The organism is Pseudomonas sp. FW305-7 (assembly GCF_058786735.1).
The window spans coordinates 59,651-74,218 of record NZ_JBYSZA010000014.1 but is presented as its reverse complement, the minus strand read 5'-3'; the positions used below and the strand labels follow the sequence as shown (position 1 = coordinate 74,218).

The 14,568-nt window shown below is 59.9% G+C and carries 15 protein-coding genes; 10 read left to right on the top strand and 5 right to left on the bottom strand.

Annotation, left to right across the window (positions count from 1 at the left end; genetic code table 11):
* The first annotated feature begins 101 nt into the window (after positions 1-101).
* The 4 genes from AC3WMT_RS17650 to AC3WMT_RS17635 all read left to right on the top strand — a co-directional run bounded on the left by AC3WMT_RS17650 (position 102) and on the right by AC3WMT_RS17635 (position 3,987).
* Positions 102-530, top strand: coding sequence for a rhodanese-like domain-containing protein (locus tag AC3WMT_RS17650; RefSeq protein WP_103305866.1), 429 nt, complete (start codon positions 102-104; stop codon positions 528-530).
* Positions 531-790: 260 nt separating this feature from the next.
* Entirely contained in the window at positions 791-1,570 is a 780-nt protein-coding gene (locus tag AC3WMT_RS17645) for an ABC transporter substrate-binding protein (RefSeq protein WP_103305867.1), read from the top strand.
* A gap of 197 nt (positions 1,571-1,767) precedes the next feature.
* Positions 1,768-2,880 carry a succinylglutamate desuccinylase/aspartoacylase family protein gene (locus tag AC3WMT_RS17640; RefSeq protein ID WP_103305868.1) on the top strand — a complete coding sequence of 371 codons (1,113 nt, stop codon included), beginning with the start codon at positions 1,768-1,770 and terminating at the stop codon, positions 2,878-2,880.
* 390 nt (positions 2,881-3,270) lie between these two features.
* Positions 3,271-3,987, top strand: a complete 717-nt coding sequence (locus AC3WMT_RS17635) for an alpha/beta hydrolase (RefSeq protein ID WP_103305869.1) — start codon at positions 3,271-3,273, stop codon at positions 3,985-3,987.
* On the opposite strand, the gene AC3WMT_RS17630 is transcribed toward AC3WMT_RS17635, so the two are convergent.
* Both AC3WMT_RS17630 and AC3WMT_RS17625 read right to left on the bottom strand, forming a co-directional pair.
* On the bottom strand, positions 3,977-4,540 hold the full coding sequence (locus AC3WMT_RS17630) for a DcrB/PsbP domain-containing protein (protein ID WP_103305870.1): 564 nt from the start codon (positions 4,538-4,540) through the stop codon (positions 3,977-3,979). The genes AC3WMT_RS17635 and AC3WMT_RS17630 overlap by 11 nt on opposite strands.
* 98 nt (positions 4,541-4,638) lie before the next feature.
* Positions 4,639-5,424, bottom strand: a complete 786-nt coding sequence (locus AC3WMT_RS17625; RefSeq protein WP_103305871.1) for a hypothetical protein — start codon at positions 5,422-5,424, stop codon at positions 4,639-4,641.
* A gap of 148 nt (positions 5,425-5,572) precedes the next feature.
* Here AC3WMT_RS17625 and AC3WMT_RS17620 point away from each other — a divergent pair, with 148 nt between their 5' ends.
* Both AC3WMT_RS17620 and AC3WMT_RS17615 read left to right on the top strand, forming a co-directional pair.
* Complete coding sequence (locus tag AC3WMT_RS17620; protein ID WP_103305872.1) at positions 5,573-6,109, top strand: chalcone isomerase family protein; 537 nt, start codon at positions 5,573-5,575, stop codon at positions 6,107-6,109.
* A 147-nt stretch (positions 6,110-6,256) separates the two neighbouring features.
* Complete coding sequence (locus tag AC3WMT_RS17615; protein WP_371919325.1) at positions 6,257-7,525, top strand: Nramp family divalent metal transporter; 1,269 nt, start codon at positions 6,257-6,259, stop codon at positions 7,523-7,525.
* A gap of 105 nt (positions 7,526-7,630) precedes the next feature.
* Here the strand turns inward: AC3WMT_RS17615 and AC3WMT_RS17610 are convergent, their stop codons facing one another.
* Positions 7,631-8,740, bottom strand: coding sequence for a cytochrome P450 (locus AC3WMT_RS17610; RefSeq protein ID WP_103305874.1), 1,110 nt, complete (start codon positions 8,738-8,740; stop codon positions 7,631-7,633).
* 79 nt (positions 8,741-8,819) lie between these two features.
* Between AC3WMT_RS17610 and AC3WMT_RS17605 the strand changes: the two genes are divergently transcribed.
* From AC3WMT_RS17605 to AC3WMT_RS17595, 3 genes are all read left to right on the top strand, one after another.
* A complete protein-coding gene (locus AC3WMT_RS17605) occupies positions 8,820-9,575 on the top strand; it encodes an ArsR/SmtB family transcription factor (protein WP_103305875.1) in 756 nt (251 codons plus the stop codon).
* 106 nt (positions 9,576-9,681) lie between these two features.
* Positions 9,682-10,902 (top strand): putative DNA modification/repair radical SAM protein, encoded by a 1,221-nt coding sequence (locus AC3WMT_RS17600; RefSeq protein WP_103305876.1) that lies wholly within the window; start codon positions 9,682-9,684, stop codon positions 10,900-10,902.
* Positions 10,899-11,720, top strand: coding sequence for a TIGR03915 family putative DNA repair protein (locus AC3WMT_RS17595; protein WP_103305877.1), 822 nt, complete (start codon positions 10,899-10,901; stop codon positions 11,718-11,720). Before AC3WMT_RS17600 ends, AC3WMT_RS17595 begins: the two co-directional genes overlap by 4 nt.
* 19 nt (positions 11,721-11,739) lie before the next feature.
* On the opposite strand, the gene AC3WMT_RS17590 is transcribed toward AC3WMT_RS17595, so the two are convergent.
* Entirely contained in the window at positions 11,740-12,348 is a 609-nt protein-coding gene (locus tag AC3WMT_RS17590) for a LysE family translocator (RefSeq protein WP_103305878.1), read from the bottom strand.
* 105 nt (positions 12,349-12,453) lie between these two features.
* Between AC3WMT_RS17590 and AC3WMT_RS17585 the strand changes: the two genes are divergently transcribed.
* On the top strand, positions 12,454-13,332 hold the full coding sequence (locus AC3WMT_RS17585; protein ID WP_103305879.1) for a LysR substrate-binding domain-containing protein: 879 nt from the start codon (positions 12,454-12,456) through the stop codon (positions 13,330-13,332).
* Positions 13,333-13,386: 54 nt separating this feature from the next.
* On the opposite strand, the gene AC3WMT_RS17580 is transcribed toward AC3WMT_RS17585, so the two are convergent.
* A complete protein-coding gene (locus AC3WMT_RS17580) occupies positions 13,387-14,406 on the bottom strand; it encodes a branched-chain amino acid aminotransferase (protein ID WP_024013350.1) in 1,020 nt (339 codons plus the stop codon).
* Positions 14,407-14,568: the final 162 nt, after the last annotated feature.

The window sequence follows — 14,568 nt, the reverse complement described above, 5'->3', positions numbered from 1 at the left end:
TTGGCGGAAAATTCCCGGTGAGTGTCTTGCGCGCCACTGTAGCCGCAAGCGGCCGCTCGATAAAGTCTGTTCACACCCCTACAGACAAAGGAGCAACACCCATGACAAGCCTCGTTCGCGAGATCCCTGCCGCTCCGTCGGCGATCGCCTTGATGCACTTCAGCAATCGTCTGACCTTCGAAACCGATTGTTCCGACGTGTTCAGCAGCCAGGAGGCTGGCGAGATTGATTTTGTTCTGGTCGACGTGCGCGGCCCGCTGGCTTTTGAGCGCGGGCATGTGCCGGGCGCGATCAATATCCCGAACCGGCTGCTGACGGCGGCGGAACTGGCGGGCTACCCGAAAACCACGCTGTTCGTGGTCTATTGCGCCGGCCCGCACTGCAACGGCGCGAACAAGGCGGCGGTGAAACTGGCGGCGCTGGGTTACCCGGTCAAGGAGATGATCGGCGGCGTTACCGGATGGCTTGATGAAGGCTTTCAACTGAGTGTTGAGCCAGTCGGCAAAACCGCAATCGGCTGTGAATGCTGATCCCTCGCCACAAAGGGTACTCATCGCAGATTTCCTGCGCGAAATAAGGTTCTGTCCTACAGCCTTTGCCCACAACGGCGCACCGTTGACCCCGGTCAATCGGTGCGCCGATTTTTCGTAAGTATTTGTCGCTTAAACACAATTTACCCTGTGCGCGCCGCCATAGACTGCCGGCCACTTCGGTTTTTATAGCCAATTGGCCATGACCGAACGCTGAATCGAAAGCTGCCAATAAAAGCCTCCGCACACAGGAGTAATAAATGAAGAAGCTAGTGATGTTCGGTGCCCTGGCACTGTCGATGTTGTCCCTGACCACTGTGGCCGAAGACGCCAAGCCGATCCGCATCGGTATCGAAGCCGGTTACCCGCCGTTCTCGATGAAAACCCCGGACGGCAAACTGGCCGGGTTTGACGTGGACATCGGCGATGCGTTGTGTGAGCAGATGAAAGTCAAATGTACCTGGGTCGAGCAGGAATTCGATGGCCTGATCCCGGCGCTGAAAGTGAAGAAAATCGACGCCATCCTGTCCTCGATGACCATCACCGACGACCGCAAGAAAAACGTCGACTTCACCATCAAGTACTACCACACCCCTGCGCGCTTCGTGATGAAGGCCGGCTCCAACATCACTGACCCGCTGACCCAGCTCAAAGGCAAGAAAGTCGGCGTGCTGCGTGCCAGTACCCACGACCGTTTCGCCACTGAAGTGCTGGTGCCGGCCGGGATCGATCTGGTCCGTTACGGCTCGCAGCAGGAAGCCAACCTTGACATGACCTCGGGTCGTCTCGACGCGATGCTGGCCGACTCGGTCAACCTCAGTGACGGCTTCCTGAAAACCGACGCTGGCAAAGGCTTCGAATTCGTCGGTCCGACCTACGAAGACGCCAAATACTTCGGCGGCGGCGCCGGCATTGCCGTGCGCAAGGGCGATACCGCGCTGGCTGAGCAATTCAACAAGGCCATCACCGAAATCCGCGCCAACGGCAAGTACAAACAAGTGCAAGACAAATACTTCGACTTTGACGTGTACGGCCATTAATACGCCGTAAAAAAAGTGGCCCCGTTAGCGCGGTGGCCACTTTTTTTGCGCTCTAATTGTGGTGAGACCTTTGTAGGAGTGAGCCTGCTCGCGATAGCGGAGTATCAGACGACGATAATGTTGAATGTTAAACCGCTATCGCGAGCAGGCTCACTCCTACAGGGGATCTTTGTGATCCAGATATTGAGGAGTTACCCATGCAACGCATCGACCACGTTCTGCCCTGGAGCCACTTGGGCAGCGAACGTTCACTCAGCGTGTTTCGCTATGGCGCCGGCACGCGCAAGGTCTACATCCAGGCCAGCCTGCATGCCGATGAACTGCCGGGCATGCGCACCGCATGGGAACTCAAGCAACGCCTCAACGAACTAGAAGCGCAGGGCCGCTTGCAAGGTGTGATCGAACTGGTGCCGGTCGCCAACCCGATCGGGCTCGACCAGCATCTGCAAGGCAATCACATGGGCCGCTTCGAGTTGGGCAGCGGCAAGAATTTCAACCGCGCCTTCGTTGAACTCAGCGCACCGGTGGCGGCATTGATCGGCGATCAATTGGGCGCTGATGCCGAAGCCAACATCGCGCTGATCCGCCAGGCCATGGGCCAGGTTTTCGATGAACTGCCGCCAGCGGCGTCGCAACTGGAGGCACTGCATCGTTTGCTGCTGCGTCATGCCTGCGACGCCGACATCACCCTCGATCTGCATTGCGATTTCGAGGCGGCGATTCACCTGTATGCGTTGCCGCAACATTGGCCGCAGTGGCAATCCCTGGCGGCGCGGCTCAAGGCTGGCGTTGCGCTGCTGTGTGAAGACTCTGGCGGCAGCTCGTTCGATGAATCCTGCTCGACGCCGTGGTTGCGTCTGGCGCGAGCCTTCCCGAATGCGGCGATTCCAGCGGCCAACCTCGCCACCACGCTGGAGCTGGGCAGTATGGGCGACACCCGGGTCGATCAGGCCCAGGCCAACTGCGAGGCGATTCTGGGTTTTCTGGCGGAACAGGGTTTCATCAGCGGCGAATGGCCGGCGGCGCCGAGCGAGTGCTGCGAAGGGATGCCGTTTGCGGGCACCGAATACCTGTTTGCGCCGCACCATGGCGTGGTGAGTTTCCTGCGCAATGCGGGCGAGTGGGTGGAGGAGGGCGATGCGTTGTTTGAAGTGGTTGATCCGCTGCAGGACCGCGTGAGCACTGTGCGTGCAGGGACCAGTGGCGTGTTGTTCGCGATTGATCGCGGGCGTTACACCGAACCGGGAATCTGGCAGGCGAAAGTGGCGGGGCGGGTGCCGTTTCGTACGGGAAAACTGACTAACGACTGACGGATTTTCGTCGCATCTAAAGGCCTCATCGCGAGCAGGCTCACTCCTACAGGGGAACGCATTCCAAATGTAGGAGTGAGCCTGCTCGCGAAGGGGCCATCAACAGCACCCAATTCATAGCCCTTCATTGGATTTGATGGCCTCATCGCTGGCAAGCCAGCTCCCACAGTGGTTGAGGGTGTTTACAACTATTGGATTTACACAAATTTATTGTGAGCTGACAGCCAGCTCCACAGTGATTGGAGGTGTTCAAAAATATTGGATTCACACAAATCCTGTGGGAGCTGGCTTGCCAGCGATGGCGGTTTGGACAACGCCACAGAATTTGGATCCTTGACCCGGGATGTTAGGCTCCCCCCCGAACCCGACACTCTGTGAAAGGAAGGCTCTATGTTGAAGGTCTTTGCCCTGTTGACCCTCTTGGCGTCCACCGCCGTCCATGCTCAAACCACCCTGCAATCCGATCTGCCACTCAAGTACATAGAACAGGTCCACGCCGACGCCGATCCGCGTCCGCTGGTGATTTTCCTGCATGGTTACGGCAGCAATGAGGCCGATCTGATCGGCATGAAATTCCAGCTGCCGGCGCAATACAACTACCTGTCGGTGCAGGCACCGTTGGCATTGGGCGAAGGGCGTTTCCAGTGGTTTCGCAAAAAAGGCGAAGGTGCCTACAACGGCGAAACCGATGATCTGAAGGCCAGCGGCCAGAAGCTACGGGACTTTATCGCGCAAGCGGCGAAGAAGTATCACGCCGCACCGGACAAGGTGTACCTGATCGGCTTCAGCCAAGGCGCGATGATGACCTACGAGGTGGGGCTGCGGCCGCCCGTGGTCGTGGGTGGTATCGCGGCGTTGAGCGGGCGTTTATTGCCAGTGTTGAAAGCTGAACTGAAGACCGCGCAACCACCGCTGCCACTGAGCATCTTCATCGGTCACGGCACCGCCGATGATCGTGTGCCGTACCACGACGGCACAGCGGCCAACGAACTGTTGCAGAAACTCGCCTATAAACCGCAGTTTCACGCCTATCCCGGCGTCGGCCACAGCATCAGTGCGGCCGAATTGCGCGACTTGAACGCCTGGTTGCAGCAGCTCAATCCTTGAGGATGGTTTTCACCAGTGCGTCGTGACCTTTCTTGTCGCTGACCCGGGAAATCACCTGGACCAGCGCCATGCGCGTACCGGAGCCGGCCATCAACGTCGTGTTGAGCGTCTGCCCGCCGCCCTGAGTGGCGGTGCTGTCGACCTGACGCAGACCCAGGCCGGTGCCTTTCTGGGTCAGGCTTTTTTCGCTGAGCTTGTTGAAGTCCGGCAGCGCCTTGCGCTGGGCATCAATGAAATCAGCGACGGTGCCGTCGAGGAACTCACTGTCGTTGTCCTTGACGTTGTTGCCTTCGGGAATCTGGTTTTCGGCGGCAATCACCACGGTTTTGGTCGCCTGGTTGGTGTACATCGTGCCCTTGGCGCCCGTCGAACTGGCCGGCAGCGGATCGGCAACGAAGCCTTTTGGCAGCGTGAAAGTGAACTTGCCGTTGAGCATCGAGACCTTCTCGGTGGCGGCTTTTTCCTTGGCCTTGGCGGCTTGAGCGTTGATGGCGCCGAGGCCGGCGACTGCCGCCAGCAACAGGACGACGGCTTTTTTGCTCAACAATGTCATTCGAATCTCCGGGAAGTGGTCGTGCCAGGCGGGCGATCATCCCACGCAGCGCCTTGGCACTCCAGCCCGGCTCGTCCGGACTTATTGATAGAAGCGCTTCAGGCGTCAGACGTTCGCGTCGATCTCGCCGGCGCCGGTTTGGCCAGCAACTTGCGCGTCACGCCAAGCATGGCCACCGATACGGCCACGCCAATGGCAAAGCCACTCAGACCCAGGCTCGGCAAGGTCAGCGCCGAGACCAGGCAAAATGCCGAAAACGAGTACATACCGGTCGCCGTCGCCCGTAACAATGCCGCAGTAAACGCTGGGCCGCGCGTCTGCTGGGAAAACACCGCCATGACACTGCCCAGCACCGGAAACACTGCCAACAGCCCGCTCCAGCGTTCGCCGACGGTGCTGGCCAGCATCGTCACCACAAGGGTCAACGCGGCGCCGGCGATCATCCGCCAGATCAGTTTGTCCGACTTCGGCGCCGGGCCGTTGAGCATCGGTTGCACCGTAGGAAACAGGTACGGCGATGCCAACAACGCAACCGCCGCCGCTGCCACTGAAAACGGCAGTGACGCCGGGATCAGCGACAACACCCAAGCAATCACGGCCCACACCGACAGCGACACCGTCAGCGCTAACGGCCAGTTCGTGCGTTGGGCGACCTGCGCGTAGGTGATGCAGAAGGCAATCATCGCGAACATCGCCGACAACGCAGCCACCGCCGAATGCGCGGCAAACTGCGGCCCTTGTTCAATGGCGAGGAACAACAGAATCGGCCCGACCACCACCGGCAAGCCCGACAGCCACCCGGCCACGCTTGGCCCCCAACGCTTGCCGGCCAGCGAAATCAGCAGCAGAAAACCGGGAATCAGCAGCAGTTTGAGGATCAGCACGCAGGTGTCTCCGTCGGGTGAGAGTGGGCCACGTTAGCATTGGCGCTGATGGATTGCTGCATTGTTATACAGAAACTGTATACAAAGTTGCGTTGGCGATTCGTGGCTATGCTCTGATTATCAGGGTTTTGCCGGAGTCGATGCCGCGATGAACAGAACACCAAAGGTGTTGCGTGGATGCTGCGGCATCGGTTTGTGGGCTTTGCTGCTGACCCCGACCTGGGCCAATTGGCAGGACGCGGTGCCGGGCGCGCAGATTATTGGTACCGGCGACTTCAGCGTATGGGGTTTTGATGTGTACAACGCTCGCTTGTGGAGCGCCGCGCGACCGTTGGCGCCGGACCAACCGTTTGCTCTGGAACTGATCTACCGCCGCACCATCTCTCGTGACGACCTGGTGAAAGCCAGTGTCGATGAAATCAAACGTCTGGCTGGCAGCAACATCAGCGCCGCGCAACTTGCAGGCTGGCAGATGCAGATGCAGCAGTCGTTTGTCGATGTACAGGCCGGCACGCGCATTACCGGGGTTTATCTGCCGGGGCAGGGCGCGCGGTTTTTTGTCGGGCAGCAGTTGCAACATGAGATTGATGATCCGCAGTTTGCCCGGGCATTTTTTGATATCTGGCTGGATCCGCGAACGCGCAGCCCCGAGCTGCGTCAGCAGTTGCTGGGGATGACTCGGTAAATCGGTAGGAGCTGCCGAAGGCTGCGATCTTTTGCTCTTCATGGCGCAGCCCGAAACGTCTAAGCTGCGTCTTTCGACTTGTTTCTGGATGTGTGCGTGAAATTCAGTTTGCCCAAAATCGCCACCGCGCCGTTTTGCCCGCCGGAAGTGGCCGGCAGCGTCACGGTTGATCCCAATGCCGCGTTTTTCAAGCGGGTGCTGCGCTTCGCCGGCCCCGGTTTGCTGGTGTCGATCGGCTATATGGATCCGGGCAACTGGGCGACGGCCATCGAAGCCGGATCGCGCTTTGGCTACAGCCTGCTGTTCGTGGTGTTGCTGGCGAGTCTGGCGGGCATGGTCGTGCAGTGCCTGTGTTCGCGGCTGGGTATCGCCACCGGGCGCGATCTGGCGCAATTGTCCCGCGAGCGCTACAGCACGCCGACGGCGCGCCTGCAATGGGTGTTGGCGGAGATCTCGATCATCGCCACCGACCTCGCCGAAGTCCTCGGCTGCGCGCTGGCGTTTCATTTGCTGCTCGGTTGTTCGCTGACCTTCGGCATTGCCCTGACCGCGTTCGATACGCTGTTGGTCCTGGCCTTGCAGAACCGTGGATTCCGCCGACTGGAAGCGATCATGCTGGTGCTGGTCGCCACCATTGGTGTGTGTTTCTTCGTTGAACTGGTGCTGATCAAACCGTACTGGCCGGATGTCTTTCAGGGTTTCAAACCGTCCTTGTCGGCCATCAGCGATGCAGCGCCGTTGTACCTGGCGATCGGCATTCTCGGCGCCACGGTGATGCCGCATAACCTCTATCTGCATACCTCCATCGTGCAGACGCGGATGATCGGCAAGGATCTGGCGAGCAAACAGGACGCGGTAAAACTGGCACGCATCGACACGATTGGCTCGCTGGCGCTGGCGCTGCTGGTCAACGCGGCGATCCTGATTCTCGCCGCAGCGGCGTTTCACCAGTCCGGGCACACCGACGTGGTGGACATTCAGGATGCCTATCACTTGCTCGATCCGTTGGTTGGCGGCGCGCTCGCCAGTGTGTTGTTTGGCGTGGCGCTGCTCGCGTCCGGCCAGAGTTCGACCTTCACCGGCACCATCGCCGGGCAGGTGATCATGGAGGGCTATCTGAACCTGCGGATTCCCTGCTGGCAACGGCGCCTGATCACCCGAGGCCTGGCGTTGATCCCGGCGTTTATCGGTGTGTGGCTGATGGGCGATAACGCGGTGGGCAAGTTGCTGGTGATGAGCCAGGTGGTGTTGAGCCTGCAACTGCCGTTTGCCTTGTACCCCTTGATCCGCATGACCAATGACAAGCAGCTCATGGGGCCGTTTGTGAACCGCTGGCCGACCCGGGTGCTGGCGTGGGGGTTATTTGTGCTGATCAGCGGGGCCAATAGCTGGTTGATTCTGCAATTGGCGGTCTGACCGTCAATTGTGTGGTGACTGACCTGACGTCTTCGTGAGCAAGCCCACTCCCACCTCTGGAATGCAATTCCCTGTGGGGGCGAGCTTGCTCGCGAAGACGTCCGTTCAGGCGCCGAAAGAACCGAACAATGGAATACGCCCATTGAGCGAAGGCCGGTAATGCCAGCTCAGGCGATCCACTTCCACGCCATGATCGAGAATCTGCCTCAGCGTCGCACTGGCAATGCCCATCGCCAACGCTTGCCCCGGACACTGATGCCGACCGCTGCCAAAACTGAAACTGCGGCGGTTTGCTCGATCCGGCAGAAACAGGTCAGGGTTTTCGTTCAGCGCCGGATCGCGATTGGCCGAGGCCAACAGCACCAGAATCACAGCGCCAGCCTCCATGCGCACGCCATCGATTTCGCAGGGCGCCGCGACAAAGCGCCGGGTGTTCTGTACTGAAGGGTCGAAGCGCTGGACTTCGCTCAGCAGGGCTTCGACGGGGTAAGTGCATAGCTGAGGATTGCGCCGCAACGCCACCAGCGCATTGCCGATCAGTCCGGCGGTGGCTTCAAACGTCTGCGAGCAGAGGCCGATCAGGTTGGCGATCAGGGTTTCTTCATCGCCATTGAAGCGTTGCCGGATTCGCGCGAGCAAAGCGCTGTGCCCTTCAGATTCGGCCAGCAACTCGATGAAGTAACCGCGTAGCTGTTCCGCTGCGCGGTGGGCCGCCGCCAGTTGCAGGTCATTGCTCAACGGCGACAGACAGGCGGCGAAGTCGGCAGTCAGGTCACTGATTGCCCGACCCTGCGCCGGGTTGAAGCCGAGTAATGCCGCGACCACGCACACCGGGCCACGGAACATGGCTTTGTAGAGACCGTCGGCGTCTGTGCTGATCAGGCGTGCGCTCACTCTTGCGCGGACCTCGTCGTGATCGATCCACTCCAAAGCAGGCTCGAAGGCCGAACGCGGGCAGCGCTGGCGTTCGCCGTCGTTCATCCGCATTAACTGGCCGAAGACATTGCCGGCCATGCCCTCGACGATCGCTTTGGGCACGGGTTCCAGCGCCGGACGCACCCGGCACTCGGCATGTGCCAGTACGGCGCAAACCGCGCGAGCGCTGCTGGCGACCCACAATTTCAGGCCAGGATGAAACGTCAGCCCACCTTCGGCGTGCAGTGAGGCGTAGTAGGGATAAGGATCGGCATGAGTCGCAGCGATGATCGGGTCCATGGTTCGCAGCCTTGTCGTGGGGAAAAGTGTTGCTACTATCTCCACTCCTTAACGGCGATGATTCGTCCGGGAGCGAACCATGCATGCAGAACATCAAGACATCGGCGTCTCGCAGGTGGCCGCCGCCATCGCCGAGCCGGCGCGCACGAAAATCCTCTGCTCGTTGATGGACGGCCACGCCCGCACTGCCACCGAGTTGGCGGCCATCGCTGAAGTTGGCGCGTCCACCGCCAGCGCGCACTTGGCCAAACTCAAGGAGCTGGCGCTGGTGCGTCTGCATGTCCAGGGTCGCCACCGTTATTACAGCTTGGCCGACAAACGTGTCGCCCAAGCGCTGGAAGCGTTGATGGTGATCGGCCAGAACGCCACGCCGGCCTTCAAGCCGCACACGCCGGATCGCCTGCAATTTGCTCGCACCTGTTACGACCACATGGCCGGGACGCTGGCGGTGCTGCTGCATGACCGCTTTATTGACGCGGGGTGGCTGGTGGCAACCGATGAGCAGGCGTATCGCTTGAGCGCCAGTGGCGCAGGGTTGTTTGCCGGGTTGGGTATTGAGGTCGGCGATCTGTCGACGATGCGTCGCAAATTCGCCTGCCCATGTCTGGACTGGAGCATGCGCCGGCCGCATCTCGGGGGTTCGCTGGGGGCTGCGGTGTTGCAGATGGCGTTGAAGCGCAAATGGCTGACACAGGATCTGGACAGTCGGGCGTTGGCGCTGACGGCGGTGGGGCGCAGGGAAATCCGCGCGCGATTCGGTGTCGAGTTGCCGGTCGAGGCGAAGATCAAAAGATCGCAACCTGCGGCAGCTGCTGCAGGGACTGCATATACCTGAATCGTGTAGGTGCTGCTGAAGGCTGTGATCTTTTGATCTGGTCTTGCACCTTGAACTCACTCATCAGACTCGATACTGTACGCATAACCAGTATTGAGTCGTAGCCATGCAAATCATCGACAAGCTCAGCATCCTCGCCGACGCCGCCAAGTACGACGCCTCCTGCGCGAGCAGCGGTGCGCCCAAGCGCAGTTCCGAAGGCAAGAGCGGCCTGGGCTCGACCGATGGCATGGGCATTTGCCACAGCTACACGCCGGACGGGCGCTGTGTCTCGCTGTTGAAAATTCTGCTGACCAATTTCTGTCTCTACGACTGCCAATACTGCGTCAATCGCCGTTCCAGCGATGTACCCCGTGCTCGCTTCACGCCCGAAGAAGTCGTGGCACTGACCATGGATTTCTACCGGCGCAACTGCGTCAGCGGGCTGTTTCTCAGTTCCGGCATCATCCGCTCGGCGGACTACACCATGGAGCAGCTTGTCCGCGTGGCAAAGCTGCTGCGTGAAGAGCACGAATTTCGCGGGTACATTCATCTCAAGACCATTCCCGATGCCGACCCAGCGCTGATCGCCGAGGCCGGGCGCTACGCCGATCGCTTGAGCGTCAATATCGAATTGCCCACCGATGCCAGCCTGCAAACCCTGGCGCCGGAGAAAAACATCGGCTCGATCAAGCAGGCGATGCAAACCATCTACACCGGTGAGCAGACTGTACTCAACGAACCTCGCGCGCCAAAATTTGCTCCGGCGGGGCAGAGCACGCAGTTGATTGTCGGCGCCGATGACACGGACGACAGCACAATTCTTCACGGCGCTCAGGCTCTATACGGCAACTTCCGTCTGCGCCGGGTTTATTACTCGGCGTTCAGTCCGATCCCCGACAGCCCGAAAAGCGTGCCGCTGGCCGCGCCGCCATTGATGCGCGAGCATCGCTTGTATCAGGCCGATTTTCTCTTGCGCAGCTACGGCTACAGCGCCGGGGAGTTGCTCGACGGTCCGGGTAATCTTGCGTTGGACATCGATCCGAAACTGGCGTGGGCGTTGCAGAACCGCGAGGTGTTCCCACTGGACCTGAATCGTGCCGAGCCTGCGTTGATCGCACGCATTCCCGGCATTGGCCTGCGCACCACCGAACGGCTGGTGGAGTTGCGTCGTCAGCGGCGGATCCGCTACGAGGATGTGGCGCGCATGCGCTGCGTGCTGGCCAAGGCCAAGCCGTTCATGATCACCAGCGATTACCACCCGCAGCAGGGCGAGGTCACCAGTCACTTGCTCTATCAGCAATTGCGCGACCGGCCAATGCCGCAGCAGATGGGGTTGTGGGGATGATCAATCTCGATTGCGATGACCTGTTCGACACCTGGCGCCAGCAGGCGCGCTGGCTGCTCAGTCATGAAATCGATCCGAGCGTGGTGAGTTGGGCCTCGGAAGGCGTGGCCGATCTGTTTGCCAGTGATGATCACGTGCCTGAGGGCCAGGGGCCATTTCAGGCACGGATTCCGCGTACGCTGCTCGACACACTGGAACAGGTCGCGCAATACCGGGGCGATCAACGCTGGAGCCTGCTGTATGAAGTGCTATGGCGAGTCAGCCACGGTGATCGTACGGCGATGATGGCCGGCGACAAACTCGGTAGCGAGTTGCAGAGACGGATCAAGCAAGTGAGCCGTGAAGCCCATCATTTGCATGCGTTCGTGCGTTTCATCGAACGCCCGAAAGATTTACCAGGCCCACAATATGTCGCCTGGCACGAACCTGCTCACGACATCCTGCACAGCGCCAGTGAGCATTTCGTTGCACGTATGGGACGGCACCGCTGGCTGATTGCGACACCACGCGATGGCGTTTACTACGATGGCGAACAACTGATTCATCAGCGCCAATGCCCGGTTGAATGGCAGCAAATGGCGCAGAACGTCGACGATCCCCACGGCGAATTGTGGTTGACCTATTACAGCCACATCTTCAACCCGGCGCGGTTGAACCCGAAGGTCATGCAGGGGCATCTGCCGGTGCGGTTCTGGAAGAACCTGCCGGAGGGCGAGTTGATTCCCGGATTGATCACCCAGGCGCGGATGGGCAAGCAACAGAACGGGCAGGCCAGCGGAATCGCCTCGCGAGCGGGCAAGCGCATCGCATTGAAATAGCCTGGGGGCAGTCGTCAGCTCAGCGAGTTCCAGAAGCCATCAGCAGACCAAAACCGGCAAAGGTCACGCCCGAGACTTTCGCCGCGAGCCACGATCCTTTCGGGCTCGACAGCCAACCTTTGGCGGCATTGGCAAGCAGGGCGTAGCTGCCATGCACCACAATCACCAGTACCGCGTAAGAAGTCACCAGTTTGAAGAATTGCGGGTAAAAGGCCTGTTCCGTGTCGATGAACTGCGGGAACACCGCCAGAAAGAAGAAGATGGCTTTGGGATTGAGAAACTGCAAAGACGCTGCTTCCAGAAAGCGGTAGCCCGCACGAGAAGGGCGAACCGCTTGCAGGGTACGAAAACGGTCCGAACGCCAGCTCTTGAAACCGAGGTACAACAGGTAGGCAGCCCCAGCGTATTTCAGCACACTGAAGGCCGTCGCCGAGGCGCTGAGGATCAGGCCGAGGCTGGTGGCACTGAGAGCAGCAACCACAAAAGCCCCCGAGGCGATCCCCAGAATCCCCGGCACTGCGCCGGTCCAGCCCAGGCGCACGGCATTGGAAAGCGTCAGGATCACACCCGGACCGGGGCTTAGGATGGTCAGGGTGGCGAACAGGACAAAGAGTCCGTAGCTGTGCATGGTGGTGCTCCGTCGAATCGCGTGTCTGCGTGTAGGCAGATTGGCGTGACGACAAAATGCTGACAAACGCTTTAAATGCAGCCTACATGTAACTAAATTAGACGCATGAAAAATCCACTTCCCCCGCTAAACGCGGTTCGTGCCTTCGCTGTGGCCGCGCGTCACCAGAGCTTCAGCCTGGCGGCCGAAGAACTGCATGTCAGTCACAGTGCGGTCAGCCGCCACGTCAAACTGCTGGAAGAACACTTGGGTGTTCTGCTGTTTGAACGGCGTGTCAGGCAGTCGCTGCTGACGCCGGCCGGTCAGCGTTTTTATCAGCAAGTCAGCGCTGGTCTGGGGCAGATTGCCGACGCCGCTGCCGAGTTAAGACAGCAGGCGGCGCGACCGACGATCAAGATCAATGTCCGGCCGTCCTTTGCGCTGTTATGGCTGACGCCTCGGTTGGCGGACTTCGCGGCGCAGCATCCGCATATCGACGCCCAGGTCGTCACGCAGACGCAATCGCCGGATCCGGCTCGCGAAGATTTCGACATTGTCATCCGTCGTGGCCGCGACGACTGGGCACCGGCGCTCGAGGCGCACGCATTGTTCGAGGATGAGTTGGTTCTGGTCGCGGCGCCTGGATTGATTGAGCGACTGCCGCTGGCGAACCTCGCAGGCCTCAGCGCGCATACCTTGTTGACCGTCAGGGCGCGTCGTGAGGACTGGCACCACTGGGCCATGCACTTCGAGCAAAGTCAAAGCACCACGCAGGTGATCCGGCAATTCGATTACATGCACCGGGTGCTGGAGGCGGCGGTGGCGGGCGAGGGGCTGGCGCTGTGTCCGACCACATTGCTTGGCACGCATTTGTCGAGCGGTCGGTTGATCTGCCCATTGCCGGACTTGCGCATGCCACTGCCGCGCTATTACTACGGTGTGGCGCCGCAAGCGTCTGCGTACAGCAACGTGTTCATCGAGTGGTTGCACAAACAGCGGCCATGAAAAAGCCCCCAGCGATCACTCGATGGGGGCTTTTGTGCATCAGCAGTCGTCAGATCAAACCTTGACGATCCAGCCCGCTGGCGCTTCGATGTCGCCGGTCTGCACGCCAGTCAGCTCTTTGTAGAGCTTCTGGGTAACAGGGCCGACTTCGGTTTCGCTGTGGAAAACGTGCAGGTGATCGTTGTAGCTGATACCGCCGATCGGGGTGATGACCGCAGCGGTACCGCAGGCGCCCGCTTCTTTGAAGTCCGACAGTTTGTCGATCAGCACGTCACCTTCAACCACTTCCAGGCCCAGACGTGATTTCGCCAGTTCAATCAGCGACAGACGGGTGATACCCGGCAGTACCGACGGCGAGTTCGGGGTGACGAACTTGTTGTCGTGGGTGATCCCGAAGAAATTGGCCGAACCCACTTCCTCGATTTTGGTGTGGGTCATCGGATCGAGATAGATCGCGTCGGCGAAGTTGGCTTTTTTCGCTTTCGAGCCCGGCATCAGGCTGGCGGCGTAGTTGCCACCGACCTTGGCTGCGCCGGTGCCTTGCGGGGCCGCGCGGTCGTAGCTGGAAATCTGGAAGTTGTGCGGAGTCAGGCCACCCTTGAAGTAGGCGCCGACCGGAATGCAGAAGATCGAGAAGATGAACTCGGGAGCGGTGCGCACGCCGATGTTGTCACCCACGCCGATCACGAACGGACGCAGGTACAGCGCGCCGCCGGTGCCGTAGGGCGGAATGAAGCGCTCGTTGGCACGAACCACGGCTTTACAAGCTTCGATGAACTGCTCGGTGTCGACCGTCGGCATCAGCAGACGCGCACAGCTGCGTTGCATGCGCAGGGCGTTCTGGTCTGGGCGGAACAGGTTGATCGAGCCGTCCTTGCAACGATAGGCCTTCATGCCTTCGAAGCATTGCTGGCCATAGTGAAGGGCAGTCGAGCCTTCGCTGATGTGCAGCACGTTATCTTCGGTCAGGGTGCCTTTGTCCCACTCGCCATCGCGAAAGTACGACAGATAGCGTTTGTCGGTCTTGATGTAGTCAAAACCCAGCTTGTCCCAATTGATGCTTTCGTTACCCATGACACCCTCTATCACTGAACAACCGTCGAAACGGTTCAAGGCTTCTGACGTTTTTTGGATGGGCACAACAATACTTCATTCTTGCGCGGTTTCGCAGCCCGGACGATGGAGGGATTGGCAAAAATATTAGCTTGCTTACTAAATCCCCATCATTCCTGCATG